The organism is Salinispora sp. CH2A1_6, assembly GCF_056820975.1.
Genome location: NZ_JBXEDG010000003.1, coordinates 1029554 through 1045016, shown reverse-complemented (window position 1 = coordinate 1045016; position 15463 = coordinate 1029554). Strand labels below are relative to the sequence as shown.

Here is a 15463-nt window from a genome sequence, read left to right as displayed (position 1 = left end):
CCGACCGTGAGGGCGGCCTGCCCGGCCAGCGTGAACACGAGGAGAGTGCAGGTGCGCGAGTTCTCCGTCCCACCGATCGTCACTGTCGGCGACTCGGCCAATCTAACCGATCCGGTCTGGGAGAACGCTGAGGTCGCCCCAGACGTGGTGCAGTTCATTCGTGCGGGCGCCGACGACGCCCGGGTCGACGTTACCTGCCTCCAGTTCCGCGACGAGGTGATCGCGGTGGCACGCGGTCTGGTCGCAGCCGGGGTACAGCGCGGCGACCGGGTCGGGCTGATGAGCCGCACCCGGTACGAGTGGACACTCTTCGACTACGCGGTCTGGGCTGCCGGCGCGGTCACCGTGCCGATCTACGAGACCTCCAGCGCCGAGCAGACCGCCTGGATCCTGTCCGACTCGGAGGCGGTCGCCGTCCTGGTGGAGACGGACGCTCACGCCGCGCTGGTCGCCGGCGTCCGAGACCGGGTACCTGAGCTGGCGCACGTGTGGCAGATCGACCTCGGTGCGATGGATGAGTTGGCCAGCGCCGGCGAGTCGGTTGACCCGACCGAGATCGACCAGCGACGCGCGGCCGTGCGGGCCGATGACCTCGCCACCCTCGTCTACACCAGCGGCACCACTGGTCGCCCCAAGGGATGCATGCTGACCCACCGCAGCATGTTCGCCGACATCGCCAACGCCGTTCCGGTGCTCCCCAACCTGTTCGGCCCGGGCGCCTCCACCCTGCTGTTCCTGCCACTCGCCCACGCCTTCGCCCGGCTGATCCAGGTCGGTGTGGTGCAGGCCCGCGCCACTATGGCCCACTGCCCGGACACCAGCGACCTGCTTCCCCGGCTACAGGCGGTTCGCCCCACGTTCGTGCTCTCCGTTCCCCGGGTCTTCGAGAAGGTCTACAACAGCGCCAAGCAGAAGGCCGACGCCTCCGGCAAGGGCCGGATCTTCGCCCGCGCCGAGGCCGTCGCGATCGCGTACAGCGAGGCGCTGGAGACCTCGACCGGGCCGGGCCTGGCGCTCCGGATTCAGCACGCGCTCTTCGACCGCCTGGTCTACCGCAAGCTGCGGGCCGCGCTCGGTGGACGGTGCAACGATGCGATCTCCGGCGGGGCGCCACTCGGCGCGCGACTCGGGCACTTCTTCCGCGGCGTGGGGGTGACCATCTACGAGGGGTACGGGCTGACCGAAACCTCCCCCGCCGCCTCCACCAACCTGCCCGACGCCATCCGGATCGGCAGTGTCGGACGTCCCCTGCCCGGGGTGACCATCCGGATCGACGACGACGGCGAAGTCCTCGTCGCCGGAGACCTGGTCTTCCGGGGCTACTGGCGCAACGAGGCCGCCAGCGCGGATGTGCTCACCGCCGACGGCTGGTTCCGCACCGGCGATCTGGGCCAGCTCGACAGTGACGGCTACCTGCGGATCACCGGCCGGAAGAAGGAGATCATCGTGACCGCGGGCGGCAAGAACGTCGCTCCGGCAGTCCTTGAGGACCAGGTCCGGGCGCACCCGCTGGTCAGCCAGTGCGTGGTGGTCGGCGACCGGCAGCCCTTTGTCGCGGCGCTGGTCACCGTGGATGAGGAGGCGCTGCCGGCGTGGTTGGAGGAGGCCGGTCTGCCGGCGACCACCCCGGCCGAGCAGCTACGCGACCATGAGGGGCTGCGGTCCGAGATCCAGTCCGCGATCGACACGGCCAACCGCGCCGTGTCCAGGGCCGAGGCCATCAGAGTCTTCCGAATCCTGCCCCGGGACTTCACCGAGACGACCGGCGAGCTAACCCCCTCCCTCAAGGTAAAGCGACAAATCGTGCACAAGTCGTACGCCGCAGAAATCGCTGATATCTACCGAAGCTGACTACCATCCGTCACGTGCCCGCCTCCACTCCGAGACTGCCCCGACCGCATCCCCTCGCCGCTGCCGCGCGCGTGGTGATGCTGGCCCTGGTGGCGGTACTGAGCCTGCTCGCCACACACGACCTCGCCCAACTGTGGTGGATCGCGCTCCTGGCGGCAGCGGGCCTGCCGGCGCTGCTCGCACCGACACACGACCGGCTCGGACCGCTGAGCCGGGGCGCCGAGGTGGTGGTGCTGGGGCTCGCCACCAGCCACGTCGCCTCGGTGGCGACGATCGGCATCCCGAACGCCGGGCTGGGCGCCTCCGCGGTGCTGCCATACCTGACCGTCCCGATTACCGTCACCGCCCTGCGCCGGCGCTTCCGCGAAGGCGCAGGGTTACTGGCGATCATCGGTCTCACCCTGCTGCTGGCCGGGGCACTGACCGAGGTCGACGGCCGGCGGCAGCTTTTCCAGGCCGGCTACCTGGCGGTCAGCGCCCAGTGGCTGACCCTCTCCGGCCTCGGGCTCTACGCGGCGCGAACCCTGCACCGGGTCATCCGGGCACGCGGCGACAGCAAGCCCCAGCCGTACGCGGAGGCGACCCGCCTGCTAACCCAGCTACGTACAGTGGCTCGACAGCTACCTGGAGCCACGCTGGACCCGGGTGGCATCTCCGAGCACCTGCTGGAGGAGTTGCGGACGCTGGCCCGGGCGGACCGGGGGGCCGTCCTGTCGGCCAGTGGTGGTGGCCGGCTGGTGGTCCTGGCCCAGTGCGGGACCGACCGGGTGGACTGGGAGACCACACTGGATGCGGACTCGGCGATCGCCGACGCGTGGGCCAGCCAGCAGCCGCAGACCGCCGCACACTCGCAGGTCCGCTCACCCGTCGGTGGGGAGGTCTCCGCGCTGATCCTGCCGCTGGTCGCCGGGGTGCGCACGGTCGGGTTGGTGGTGTTGGAGGCGGATGTCGCGCACGCGTACCCGCCCGCGATCGTGGCCCGGGCGACCGGGCTGACCTCCCCCGCCGCGCTGCGCCTGGAGGCAGCCCTGCTCTTCGACGAGGTGCGCTCCCTGGCCACCAACGAGGAACGGCAACGACTCGCCCGGGAGATCCACGACGGGGTGGCCCAGGAGCTGGTGATGGTCGGCTACGGCATCGACAACGCCCTCGCCACGGTGCACGAGGACACCGAGGAGAGCGCTGAGTCGCTGCGTGCACTACGTCAGGAGGTCACGCGGGTCATCACCGAGCTGCGGCTCAGCCTCTTCGAGCTACGCAGCGAGGTGGACCGGCACGGGGGCCTCGCCGCCGCCATCGCCGAGTACGCGCGCACCGTCGGGGTCTCCGGCGGCCTGCGGGTACACCTGTCGCTGGACGAGTCGACCGCCCGGCTACCCGCCGCCACCGAGGCCGAGCTCCTGCGGATCGCCCAGGAGGCGGTGGCCAACGCCCGCAAGCACGCTGGCGCCTCGAACCTCTGGGTCACCTGTGCGGTGGACCCGCCGTACGCCCAGATCGAGGTGTCGGATGACGGTCACGGGATCTCGGACCAGCGTGCGGACGGGCACTACGGTCTTGCGATCATGGCGGAGAGGGCGGAACGTATCCGAGGTCGACTGGAGATTCGACCGCGGCAGCCGAGCGGCACAACGGTGGCCGTGGTGGTTGGTTCGTCACCCCAGCGCGATAACGTGCGTGGCAGTACCGCAGCAGAAGGGGAGTAACCCGAGGATGACCACACCGACACCAACCACTCGCACCAAGGTCCTCCTTGTGGACGATCACGATCTGATCCGCAAAGGGCTGCGGCACGCCTTCGAGCGCGACCGGCAGTTCGAGGTTGTCGGCGAGGCTGCCACCGCGGCCGAGGGGATCCGCCAAGCCGGCGCCCTCCAACCAGACGTGGTCATCATGGACCTGCGACTGCCCGACGGCAGCGGCCTCGAGGCCACCCGCGCACTGCGCAAGTCCAGCGCCACGATGGGCATCGTCGTGTTGACCATGTACGCGGGCGACGACCAGCTCTTCGGCGCACTCGAGGCGGGTGCGAGCGCCTTCGTCCCGAAGACCGCCCCGGCGGACGAGGTGGTTGCTGCCGCCCGGCACGCCGCCTCCTCGCCCAGTGCGTTCACCGCCGCCGACCTGGCCGAGGCGATGAAGCGCCGGCTGGCCCCGTCCGGGCCACAACTCTCCCCACGCGAAGGACAGGTGCTACGCCTGCTCGCCGACGGAATGAGCGTGGCCGGCATCGCCAAACAGCTCTTCGTCAGTGAGTCCACTGCGAAGACCCACATTTCTAAACTCTACGAGAAGCTCGGCGCCGCCAATCGCGCCCAGGCGTTGATGACAGCGCTCCGGCTCGGTCTGCTCGAGGCCCCCGATGCGCCCAAGTTCTGATCTCCCGCTCAGCTAACGAGCGGACAACTTCTCATTGACGACAGTGTCGGCCGGCGCGATGTCGCGCTAAGGTCTCCCCCGGCGGAGGGGTGGTCTGCAGGGGCGTGCCCCGTGCGCACGAAGAGGTGAGGCATGCGACGGCCGGACTGGGCACCCGACGAAATCGACATCGAGCGTCCCAGCGTCGCCCGCATGTACGACTATTACCTCGGCGGTTCCCACAACTTTGCGGTGGACCGGGCAGCAGCGCAGGCCATGGTCGCGGCCGTTCCCGAGGCCCCGCTGATGGCCCAGGCAAACCGCGCTTTCCTGCGCCGGGCGGTGCATTTCCTGGCCGATGCCGGGGTTCGGCAGTTCCTCGACATCGGCTCCGGAATCCCCACTGTCGGCAACGTGCACGAGATCGTCCAGCAGGTCGCGCCGGACTCCCGGGTCGTCTACGTCGACACCGATTCGGTGGCGGTGGCGCACAGCCAGGAGATTCTCGCTGACAACGACCAAGCGACCGTCATCCAGGAGGATCTGCGGCACCCCGACCGTATCCTCAGCCACCCCGAGCTCCGTCGGCTGCTCAACCTCGATGAGCCGACCGCGGTACTCATCGTCGCCGTGCTGCACTTCGTCCCCGACGACGACCGCCCCGCCGAGCTGCTGCGGACCCTGCGCGACGCCCTCACTCCCGGCAGCTGGCTGGTGCTGTCGCAGGCCAGCGACGAGGGCCGGGCGGAGACCGAGCGAAGCGACGCCGAGATGGTGTACCAACGCACCGGCAGTCCACTATGGTTTCGCAGTCGATCCGAACTGACCATGCTCTTCGACGGTTTCGAGCTGGTCGAGCCGGGGGTGGTCTGGGTTCCGCAGTGGCGCCCGGAGACACCGGAGAGCAGTGTGAACGCCGAGACATCGGGGTTCCTCGGCGGCGTGGGGCGGATCGGTGACTAGCCCAGCCACCGCGACCCAGCCGAGCGGCGCCAACTCCGGCATAGCGGCCTTTACTCAGGAGTGGGCTAACGCGCTCACCGGGACGAGCTACCTGCCCATGACCCAGGCGCAACTCAAGCAGTTGCTCAACCGTCTCGCCCGGCAGCTGGCGGGGGCCCTGCTCGCCGAGCCGTTCGACCTACGAGCCGGTCAGCGCGTCGGCACCGAGCTGGTCGCCGCACACATCGCCTCCGCCGAGGCACTGGGGCGTACCGTCGAGGTCGTTCAGCTCCGCCTGGTGCGCGACCTGGGCCTGGTCGCCGAAGATGTAGCGGACCGGCTGGCCCGGCTGCTCGCCGCCGTGACCACCGGATACACCCGGGCGCTGCGCGACCGCACGCTGGACGAGCAGGAGTCCATCCGGCGGGCCGCGATGGCGCAGCGGTCCAAGGCCGAAGAGGCGCTCCGGGCCAGTGAGGCCCGCTTCCGGCACCAGGCCACCCATGACGCGCTCACCGACCTGCCAAACCGGAATCTCTTTACCGAGCGGCTCACCACGGCGCTGACGGCGCCACGGCGGGACACGGACCGGGTCGGCCTCTGCTTTCTCGACCTGGACCAGTTCAAGCGGGTCAACGACCAGCACGGGCATCAGGCCGGTGACCGGGTCCTCACCGAAATGGCCAACCGGCTGCGGCACGCCCTCACCGGGCATCTGGTCGCCCGGCTCGGCGGCGACGCGTTCGTCATCCTGATCGAACGCACCAGCGGCACCGGGGACGTGATCGCGGTGGCGGAGGCGGCCCTGGCCGCCGTACACGAGCCGGCTGCGGTGGCGGGCCACGAGGTGACGGTGCGGACCAGCATCGGCATCGTGGAGCGGCAGGTCGCGGGCACCTCGGCGAACGAGCTGATGCGGGCCGCCGACTGCACCCTGCACTGGGCCAAGGCAGCCGGCGGTGGTCGCTGGACGCTCTACGATGCCGAGCGCGACCGCCGAGAGCTGACCCGCCAGGCGCTGACCGCGGCGATCCCAGCCGGACTGGACCGGGGCGAGTTCTACCTCGACTACCAACCGCTCACCTCCCTGAGTGACGGCCGCCTGCTGGGTGTGGAGGCGTTGGTGCGCTGGCGGCATCCGGAGTTGGGCGTCCTCCGCCCGGACCGCTTTATCGGCCTCGCCGAGGAGACCGGATTGATCGTCCCGCTCGGCGGGTGGGTGCTCGCCGAAGCCTGCCGGGCAGCAGGCAGTTGGTCGGTGACCGGCGGGACGCCGTTCGTCAGCGTCAACCTGGCCGTCCGGCAGGTGCACCGGCCGGACCTGGTGCAGGACGTCCGAAACATACTGCAGCGCACCGGGCTGCCGCCGGAACGTCTCCAGCTGGAGATCACCGAGAGCGCCATGATGAGCCCCGCCGACGAGCCGGTTCGGGCGCTGCGCCGCCTCGCCGACCTCGGTGTCCGCATCGCCATCGACGACTTCGGCACCGGCTACAGCAACCTGGCGTACCTGCGCGACCTACCGGTAACCGAGTTGAAGGTGGCGGGGGAGTTCGTTGCCGGGCTGCGTGCCCAGGAGCCCCAGGCAGACGAACGGATCGTCGCGTCGTTGGTCTCGCTGGCCCACGCGCTCGACCTGACCGTCACCGCCGAGGGGGTGGAGACGGCCGGGCAGGCCGAACGGTTGCGGGCCATCGGCTGCGACGCGGGCCAGGGCTGGCACTTCGGCCGCCCAGAACCTGCTGACCGGATCCTGGCCCGGCTGTCCTGACTGCGCACCAGAGACCGGGGCTGACCCCGGTCTCTGGTCGCTCAGGCCTGCAGGAGAGTGCTCATCCGCGCGGCCTGGGTCTCCCAGCGCCACTCGCGTTCGACCCAGGCCCGACCGGCGGCACCGAACTGGCGGGCCAGGTCCCGGTCGGCGAGCAGGGTCGCCACCCGGTCGGCGAGCTGGGCCACGTCCCGTCCCCGCACCACAAAGCCCGTCTCGCCGTCGCGCACCGCATCCGGCGCACCCCCCGAGTCGCCGGCCACCACGGGCAGCCCGGTCGCGGAGGCTTCCAGATAGACGATGCCCAGCCCCTCCACGTCCAGGCCCCGGTTCCGGGTACGGCACGGCATCGCGTACACGTCGCCGGCCGCATAGTGCGCGGGCAACTCCGCCGCCGGCACCGTGCCGGTGAAGACCACGTCCCGCTCGACGCCGACCTGTCGGGCCAGCTTCCCCAGCCCGTTCCGGTACGGCCCACCCCCGACGATCAGCAGTGCCGTGTCCGGGACCCGGCGGCGGATCTCCGGCAACGCCCGGATCAGCGTGTCCTGCCCCTTCCGCGGCACCAGCCGGGACACGCAGACCACGACCGGTCGGTCGACCAGCCCCAGCCGCGCCCGCACCGAATCACCCTGGACGCTCGGGTGATAGGTGTCGAGGTCAACACCGGGCGCCAGCCGACTCAGCTGGGTCACCCCACGCAGGGCCCGATCCAGCCGGAGCCGGGTGTACTCCCCCAGGTACGTGGTCACGTCAACGTCCCGGCCGATCCGGCGTAGCGCGGAACGGGCGCCGGGCAGCGCTGCCCAGCCAATCTCATGCCCATGGGTCTGCGCCACCACCCGCCGGACTCCGGCCCGACGGCGCAGGCCGGCCGCGAGCAGCCCCAGTGGTGCCGCCGCACCGAACCAGATCGTGTCGCAGTCGTGTGCCCGGGCAAGCTGGGTGACCCGCCGGGCCACCGGCGGGGTGGGCAGCAGCACCTTGGTGTCTTCCCGCACCACCTCGAAGGGTTGGTCGGCGTCGAACCTCTCGGCGCCGCGCCAACTCGAGGCGTAGACCACCACCGAGCCCGCGGGCTGGCGCACCGCGAGGCCATGCACGAAAGACTGGATCCCCCCGGGCCGGGGCGGAAAGTCGTTCGTGACAAGCAACGTCCGGCTCTCGCTCATCGGCTGGTCTTCCTGGCGTAGGCGCGGGCGGCGGCAATCCGCTCCACGGTGGACGGATGACTGGCGGAGTAGAGGTATCCCAGCCGGGGTGGGTCGGGGTCGGCGAGGTTGACAACGGCGAGTCGGCGCTGCATCGCCACAAAGGCGCCCGGATCCTTGGTCAGCGCCAACGCGTGTGCGTCGGCCCGCGCCTCAATCCGACGGGAGATCAACGCCTGTGCCGGCGTGGCAACCAAGCCGGCCACCGTCACCAGCGCCAACAGCAACGGGAAGGCGCGCGGTTGGTCAATCGAGTCGACCCCGGCCATCCGCAACAACGGCGGGACGGCCCCGAGCAGGTAGAGCGCCACCACCAGCACCGCCGCGCCGAGCGCGCCGGTCAGTGTCCCGATCACCACGTCCCGGTCCTTGGCATGCCCCAACTCGTGGGCCACCACCGCGGTCACCTCCTCCGAGGTGGCTTCGCGCAGCAGGGTGTCGTAGACGACGATCCGGCGGGTCGGCCCCAGCCCGGAGACGTAGGCGTTGACGGCGCTGGTGCGACGGGAGGCATCGGCCACCAACACGTCCCGGACCGGCACTCCGTCGCGGGCGGCCAGTTCCATCAACTCTGTCCGCAGTGGGCTCGGCGCCAACGGGGTGAACCGGTTGAACACCGGTTCCACCAGTACTGGGAAGACGAACGACAGGAGCATCACCAAACCGGCTGCCCCAGCCGCACCGAGCGCCCACCACCAGCGGGGCGCCAGCCGAATCACGGTGTAGAAGCCGCCCAGGGCCACTGCCCCGATAACCGCGCTGACCGCATACGACCTGAGCAGGTCAACAGTCCAGCCACCCCAACTGTTGGTAGCCAGCCCGTACCGGGTGAGCACGGTGTGTCGCCAGGCGGCGAAGGGCAGGGTCATCAGGTCGGCGACGAGCACCACGGTGAGCCCGCCGAGCACCGCCTGCGCGGCCCAGTGCCCACCGAACGGACGGCCGACCAACTCAACCAAGCGGCTGCCCAGCGGGGTGAGCCCAAGTGCGAGCGCCACCAGCAGGCCGACGCCGAGCGCCGCCCAGCCGCCGGGCCGCAGCGCCGCCCGGAACTCCCGCCCCCTACTTACCTGATCTCCTGGCAGCTCGTCCAAGGCGGCGAGTTGGTCGGCCCGCGGGGCGGGCGGACGCTGCCACGGGATCAGCACGGCGGCGGTGACGGCCAGCGCAGCGACCAGCCCGACCAGGGTGAGCAGAGCCCAACCACGCGGGCTCACCGGATCGCCTCCCGGCCCACGATGCCGGTGGTCGCGACGGACCCGCCCGCAGCGCGCCATTCCCGCGTCATGCCACTCCTCCCGCTGTGCGCGCCCATCGTAGTGGCCGCCCGGTCACGACGGGCGGGGTGCACACACCATCGGCGACAACCGGACGATCGCGGCGGGAGCTCCGCGGGCGCCACGCGGGCCGCCCCGCTCCCACGGGCAGGTCAGGCCACCCGATGGTGGCGGTCGGGCCGGTGCACCGGGGGCCGGGACTCCGGCGACACCGGGGGCCGGGACTCCGGCGACACCGGGGGCCGGGACTCCGGCAGTACCTGCACGTCGAACCCGGCCCGAGCGAACACCTCGATCGCCCGCGCCTCGGCGGGGCCGCACTCCACGGGCTCCTCGAGCAGAGCGGTCACCAGGCAACCCGAACAGCGGTCTGCCCGGCCCGCACACCCGTCACAATCGATCAACATCACGCCTCCCGCCGCGCCGGCGGTGATCGGGCCAGCAGGTCGCGCTTCTTGGTCACGCCCACCCCACCGCTGCGAGGTCTGCCCAACACCGTCGGTCACATCGACGCTAGACGCAGCGTGTGACAGAACCCGGACAACTCGATCAACTCGCCGCCAAGCCGCCCCGGGGACACGCCGACCGAGGGTCCCGCCCAGGCTGGGACCGCCCGGCCAGTCAGGACCGAGCCAGCCGGCGCAGCAGCGCGTCGGCACCCAGCGGGTAGGCACCGTGCCGACGTACGCCATCGGCCACCTCCCGGTCCGCGGAGACCACCACCACCGGCCGACCCGACGGTTCGGCTCGAACCAGCCGCCGGATCAGCTCGTCGGCCGTCTCGCCCTTACGGGAGAAGAGCACGCGGACGCCGCGCGGACTCGGCGGCAGGCCATGCATCCGCTCGGCGCCGTCGAAGACCACGGTTACCTCGTCGCCGGTCTGCGCGGCGATCCCACCCAGCCCGGTGATCAACCGCTTGCGCTGCTGCTCCAGTGACATGTCGCCGAAGCCCCGCTTGGTGACGTTGTAGCCATCCACCACCAGATGTGCCCGGGGCAGCGCGAGCAGCTGGTCCAACCGGGCCGGATCGTCGGAGTCCCGGGCTCGGGTGGCGACACCGGCCACGGGAGCGCCGGACTGGTCGGCGAAGGCGTCGGCGACGAAGTCAGCCGGCAACCTGTCCGCCGGATCCAACGCCAACTCCCGCCGCAGGCCCACCGCGGCCTGACCGATCGTCTCCAGCAGCAGCCACAACCGGGCGTCGTCAACCGACCTGGACTCCTTGGCGCTGGCCCGGGCCACCCCAGCCGCCGCCTCGGCCTCGGCCAGCCGGGCCCGGGCCCGACGAAGCTCCGCCTCCGCGTCCGCCGTCGCGCGCGTCGCCCGGCCACGCTCAGTGGCGAGCAGCTCGCTCGCCCGGCGTTCTCGGGCCTGCGTCTCGCGCAGCGACCGGCCGAGCTGCCGCGACTCCTCCCGGATTTGGCCAAGCTCCTCGCGGACCCGGGCCAGCTCGTCGCGGAGCTTGTCGGCCTCGACCCGAGCCACCGCACGGTCGTGTTCTGCCCGGGTAGCCCGCTGCTCGGCCTCTCGGACCAACTCGGCGACGACTGCGCTGTCCGCCTCGGCCCGGACCGCCGCACCGCTGGACTCGATGAGGTCCCGCCACGCCCGCGGGCGCGCCAGGTACGCCAGTGCGGCAACCTCCACCGGGTCGGCGGCGGCCGGCGCGGCGCCCCCGATCACCGCCGTGCCCAGGTCACCGGCGTCGGCAAGCACCCGCGCGGCCACCCGCTGGCGAAACAGTGGGTCGCCGGTCAGCTGGGTCGCGATCATCGGCGCGCCGAGCCGCGCCCGCCGGTTCGGCGCGAACTTGGCCACCCGGCGCAGCGGGACCGGCACCTCATCCGCGGGCAGGCCGGGCAGCACCGCGGCGGCCAGCGCCACGATCCGCTGCCGGACCGGCTCCGGCAGCACCGGTTCCGGACCGCCCTCCGCTGCGGGGTCGTCGGCGGACGGCACGGGGTCGGCCCCGCTGCGGGGTCCGGAACCGGACGCACCGGCGGTGCCGGTGACAGCCGGATTGGCGGTGGACGCGGTGGCGCCAGCGGCAACCGGATCATCGAGAGTGCCCCCCGTACCCTCGATGCCCGGCTCCGACGCAGCAGCGACCGACTCCTCCGCGGGACGGTGGTCGTCGTCGTACGGCTCGGCGAGGGGCATGGGGCAAGTCTCCCACTGTCGCCCCGCCCGTCGCCGAGCGAGTGAGCCAATATCTGATCGCCGGACTGTTGTCAACGCTCCGCCGCCCCGCTGGAGTCGGCGGTCCCCGGGGCGATGCCACGGCGCGGGCTGCGCAGCCCGGTGGGTACGGTGTCGGACCGGGCCGTTAGCGTGCCCGCCGATGGCACCGCAGAAATATGTCCAGGAGTTGTTGGCCGGCCTCGACCCCGCTGTCGGCGGCGTTGACCCGGCCCTACCGCTCTACGCGACCACCTTCGTCGTGGTCGACCTCGAGACCACGGGCGGCGCACCGGACGGCGGCGGCATCACCGAGATCGGCGCGGTGAAGGTCCGTGGCGGTGAGCAGCTCGGCGTGCTCGCCACCCTGGTCAATCCCGGCACACCGGTCCCGCCCTTCGTCACCGTGCTCACCGGCATCACCCAGGCGATGCTGCTGCCCGCCCCTCCGATCACCGCGGTCCTGCCGAGCTTCCTCGAATTCCTCTCCGCCGACGCGGTCCTGGTCGCCCACAACGCCCCGTACGACGTGGGGTTCCTCAAGGCGGCCTGCGCGGCGCACGGCTACCGCTGGCCGAACCCGCGCGTGCTGGACACGGCGGCGCTGGCCCGACGGGTGCTGACCCGCGACGAGGTGCCCAACCGCCGGCTCGGCACCCTCGCGGCATACTTCCGCACCGCCACCCGGCCCACCCACCGGGCGTTGGACGATGCGTTGGCCACCGTTGACGTGCTCCACGGGTTGATCGCCCGGCTCGGTGGGCACCGGGTGCACACGATCGGTGAGGCGATCGAGTTCGCCCGGGCGGTCACCCCGACGCAGCGCCGCAAGCGGCACCTCGCCGAGGGCCTGCCCCACTCGCCCGGGGTCTACGTGTTCCGGGGCACCGACGACCGCCCGCTCTACGTCGGCACCTCGGTCAACATCGCCAACCGGGTCCGCAGCTACTTCACGGCCGGGGAGAAGCGGGCCCGCATCTCGGAGATGCTCGCCGCCGCCGAGCGGGTGGAGGCGGTGGAGTGCGCCCATTCGCTCGAGGCGGAGGTGCGGGAGTTGCGTCTGATCGGGACGCACGCTCCGCCGTACAACCGACGGTCGAAGTTCCCCGAGCGGGTGGTCTGGCTGAAGCTGACCGACGAGGCGTACCCACGGTTGTCGGTGGTACGAAACCTGACCCCGGAGGACGAGGCCTACCTCGGGCCCTTCACCTCCCGCCGCGCCGCGGAGCTCGCCGCGGCCGGCTTCCACGACGCGATGCCGCTGCGGCAGTGCACGCACCGGCTGTCGCTACGGAAGGTCACACCGGCCTGCACCGTGGCCGAACTGGGTCGCTGCCCGGCCCCCTGCGAGCACCGAATCACCCCGACGGAGTACGCGGAGCGCGCGACGACGCCCTTCCGGGTGGCGTGCGGCGGCGATCCCCAGAACGTGGTGGATGCCTTGCTTGACCGGATCGGGACGCTTTCGGCGGGACAACGCTACGAGGAGGCCGCGGTAGTGCGGTCCCGGCTGACCGCCGTGCTCCGCGCGATCATCCGGATGCAGCGACTCACTGCGCTCACCGGGATCGCCGAGGTGGTGGCAGCCCGGCCGGCACCCGACGGAGGCTGGGAGGTGGCGCTGGTGCGGCATGGACGGCTGGCCGGTGCCGGCGTGTCTCCGCCCGGAATCCACCCACGACCGACGATCACCACGATCCGGGCGACCGCGGAGACCGTCGCGCCGGGTCACGGGCCCACTCCGGCCACCAGCGCCGAGGAGACCGAGCGCATTCTGTCCTGGTTGGAGCGCCCGGAGACCCGGTTGGTGGAGATGTCGTCCGGCTGGGCCTCCCCGATTGGCGGCGCCGGCCGGTTCCGAGCCCTGCTAACGAAAGCGACAAACGCGGCTTCCCACCAATTCTCGACCGAAAGCCCATGACCAACCACCTGATCGGATGACGCCGACTCGCATAAGCTGTTAACAAGTGCAGTCCTGCCCGTTCTCTGGGCCTGCTCCCGGCACCGGAGACGGTGGCCTGGGGGCCGGGGTGAGGAGGTATCCCTCGTGGATGTCGACGCCGGACACGGCGCCGCCTTGGAGGGCGCGCTTCCGCCCCAACCGGCGGAGCTGCCCCTGACCCGCCGACTGCGCACGCTGCTGGCGTGGTCCACCGCAGAAACCGAGCCGGTTGGTGAGCTGGTCCGCACCCACCGGAGCATCCACTCCGGAACGGATCCGTCGTTGCTGCGTCGGGCCTACACGATCGCCGAGACCATGCACCGTGGGCAGTTCCGCAAGAGCGGTGAGCCCTACATCACCCACCCGCTCGCGGTCGCCCAGATCTGCGCCGGGCTCGGCATGGACGCGACCACCCTGGTTGCGGCGCTACTACACGACACCGTCGAGGACACCCGCTACACCCTCCAAGCCCTCGCCGACGACTTCGGGCCCGAGGTCGCCCACCTGGTTGATGGAGTAACCAAGTTCGACAAGGCGTTCTACGGCAAGGCCGCTGAGGCCGAGACGATCCGAAAGATGATCATCGCGGCCGGCAAGGACGTCCGGGTATTGATCATCAAACTGGCGGACCGGCTGCACAACATGCGCACGCTCGGGGTTCGCTCCGCCGCGTCCCGGGAACGCATCGCCCGAAAGACCCAGGAGGTGCTCGTTCCGCTCTGCGACCGCCTGGGCATCCAGAAGCTCAAGCGAGAGCTGGATGACATCGTGCTGATGCACCTGGAGCCGGAAGAACACGACCGCATCTACCGGCACCTGCACGACCGGCCCGGCTGGGACGCATATTTGGCGGAGGTCGTCGCCCGGGCGAAGACGGCGCTCCGCCGCAGCCGGGTCAACGCCGACGTGAGCCCCCGTCCGCGCCACCTCTACTCGATCTGGAAGGACACCCTGGCCGGCGACCACGCCACCCCATGTGACCTACCTCGGGTCGTGATCGTCGTGAACGGCCCGGCCACCGACTGCTACGCGGCTCTCGGGGCCATCCACGGCACCTGGCCCCCGGTGCCCGGCCGGTTCAAGGACTACATCGCCTCCCCGAAGAACAACCTCTACCGCTCCCTCCACACCAGCGTTCGCGGGCTCAAAGATCGCACGGTGGAGGTGCTGATCCGCACCGAGGAGATGCACCGCTGCGCGGAGTACGGCATCGCCGCCAGCTACCGCTTTCCCCGCGTCCGGGTGGACCAGTCCGTCCGGGACGAACACCTGGACTGGCTGCGACGCGTACTGGACTGGGAACAGGAGACCGCCGACCCGGCGCAGTTCCTGGAGTCACTACGCAGCGACCTCGCCGAGGCGCAGATCCAGGTCTTCGCCGACGGGCGACAGGTGGTGCTTCCCGCCGGGGCCACCCCGGTCGACCTCGCGTACGAACTCGACACCGAGCGCGGCGACCACTGCCTGGCGGCCCGGATCAACGGTCGACTCGCCCCGCTCTCCTCCTGCCTCGAGGACGGCGATGTCGTGGAGATCTTCACCGAGACAGAACGGACGCCCGACGGCTTCGACGCGGCCCCACGCGGTCCCCGCCGGGAATGGCTCGGCTTCGTCAAGTCCCCACAAGCGCAGATGCAGATTAATCGATGGTTTGCCGACCACACCGAACCCGGAATCTCCATCGCCGACAAGGTCCGCCTCGGTCGGGCTGCCGTCGGGCTGGCCCTGCGCAAGCACGACCGAGGTCTCGCCAGCGACCTGCCCCTGCTCCGACTCTCCGAGGAGCTCGGCTACCCCGACCTGGAGACATTGCTCGTCGCGGTCTTCGACCGGGCAATCGCACCGGACACGGTGGTGAAGCAGCTCATCGACCTGGTTGACCACCGGCAGCGGTGACCCGGCTGGCCCCAGGCCGGCGGGGTTTCACCCG

The 15463-nt window shown here is 71.1% G+C and carries 11 protein-coding genes; 7 read left to right on the top strand and 4 right to left on the bottom strand.

Translation table 11 applies throughout. The features are described from left to right. Positions 1–51: 51 nt before the first annotated feature. From AC1UKG_RS09840 to AC1UKG_RS09820, 5 genes are all read left to right on the top strand, one after another. Complete coding sequence (locus AC1UKG_RS09840; protein ID WP_482642484.1) at positions 52–1851, top strand: AMP-dependent synthetase/ligase; 1800 nt, start codon at positions 52–54, stop codon at positions 1849–1851. A gap of 14 nt (positions 1852–1865) precedes the next feature. Beyond that, positions 1866–3557, top strand: coding sequence for a GAF domain-containing sensor histidine kinase (locus AC1UKG_RS09835; RefSeq protein ID WP_033662591.1), 1692 nt, complete (start codon positions 1866–1868; stop codon positions 3555–3557). A gap of 7 nt (positions 3558–3564) precedes the next feature. Beyond that, on the top strand, positions 3565–4230 hold the full coding sequence (locus tag AC1UKG_RS09830) for a response regulator transcription factor (protein WP_026271241.1): 666 nt from the start codon (positions 3565–3567) through the stop codon (positions 4228–4230). Between the two features lie 132 nt (positions 4231–4362). Beyond that, positions 4363–5172, top strand: a complete 810-nt coding sequence (locus AC1UKG_RS09825) for an SAM-dependent methyltransferase (RefSeq protein ID WP_018742885.1) — start codon at positions 4363–4365, stop codon at positions 5170–5172. A 97-nt stretch (positions 5173–5269) separates the two neighbouring features. Further along, complete coding sequence (locus AC1UKG_RS09820) at positions 5270–6922, top strand: bifunctional diguanylate cyclase/phosphodiesterase (RefSeq protein ID WP_018813725.1); 1653 nt, start codon at positions 5270–5272, stop codon at positions 6920–6922. A gap of 41 nt (positions 6923–6963) precedes the next feature. Here AC1UKG_RS09820 and AC1UKG_RS09815 read toward each other — a convergent pair whose 3' ends face one another. From AC1UKG_RS09815 to AC1UKG_RS09800, 4 genes are all read right to left on the bottom strand, one after another. After that, a complete protein-coding gene (locus AC1UKG_RS09815) occupies positions 6964–8094 on the bottom strand; it encodes a glycosyltransferase family 4 protein (RefSeq protein WP_018813726.1) in 1131 nt (376 codons plus the stop codon). Then, entirely contained in the window at positions 8091–9350 is a 1260-nt protein-coding gene (locus AC1UKG_RS09810; RefSeq protein ID WP_482642483.1) for a M48 family metallopeptidase, read from the bottom strand. The genes AC1UKG_RS09815 and AC1UKG_RS09810 overlap by 4 nt, the downstream gene beginning before the upstream one ends. A 212-nt stretch (positions 9351–9562) precedes the next feature. Continuing rightward, positions 9563–9817 carry a hypothetical protein gene (locus AC1UKG_RS09805; protein WP_026271243.1) on the bottom strand — a complete coding sequence of 85 codons (255 nt, stop codon included), beginning with the start codon at positions 9815–9817 and terminating at the stop codon, positions 9563–9565. Positions 9818–10031: 214 nt separating this feature from the next. Next, a complete protein-coding gene (locus AC1UKG_RS09800) occupies positions 10032–11573 on the bottom strand; it encodes an NYN domain-containing protein (RefSeq protein ID WP_018742890.1) in 1542 nt (513 codons plus the stop codon). A 181-nt stretch (positions 11574–11754) separates the two neighbouring features. On the opposite strand from AC1UKG_RS09800, the gene AC1UKG_RS09795 reads away from it, so the two are divergent. Further along, positions 11755–13512: a DEDD exonuclease domain-containing protein gene (locus AC1UKG_RS09795; protein ID WP_482642482.1), complete on the top strand. Its 1758-nt coding sequence runs from the start codon at positions 11755–11757 to the stop codon at positions 13510–13512. 126 nt (positions 13513–13638) lie between these two features. Next, positions 13639–15429 carry an HD domain-containing protein gene (locus AC1UKG_RS09790; protein ID WP_018742892.1) on the top strand — a complete coding sequence of 597 codons (1791 nt, stop codon included), beginning with the start codon at positions 13639–13641 and terminating at the stop codon, positions 15427–15429. The last annotated feature ends 34 nt before the right edge of the window (positions 15430–15463 follow it).

Bases quoted from the DNA above. Each gene is read 5' to 3' on its own strand.
- AC1UKG_RS09825 (WP_018742885.1), top strand. From the start codon at position 4,363: ATGCGACGGCCGGACTGGGCACCCGACGAAATCGACATCGAGCGTCCC.
- AC1UKG_RS09830 (WP_026271241.1), top strand. From the start codon at position 3,565: ATGACCACACCGACACCAACCACTCGCACCAAGGTCCTCCTTGTGGAC.
- AC1UKG_RS09815 (WP_018813726.1), bottom strand. From the start codon at position 8,094: ATGAGCGAGAGCCGGACGTTGCTTGTCACGAACGACTTTCCGCCCCGG.
- AC1UKG_RS09820 (WP_018813725.1), top strand. From the start codon at position 5,270: ATGACCCAGGCGCAACTCAAGCAGTTGCTCAACCGTCTCGCCCGGCAG.
- AC1UKG_RS09795 (WP_482642482.1), top strand. From the start codon at position 11,755: ATGGCACCGCAGAAATATGTCCAGGAGTTGTTGGCCGGCCTCGACCCC.
- AC1UKG_RS09800 (WP_018742890.1), bottom strand. From the start codon at position 11,573: ATGCCCCTCGCCGAGCCGTACGACGACGACCACCGTCCCGCGGAGGAG.
- AC1UKG_RS09805 (WP_026271243.1), bottom strand. From the start codon at position 9,817: ATGTTGATCGATTGTGACGGGTGTGCGGGCCGGGCAGACCGCTGTTCG.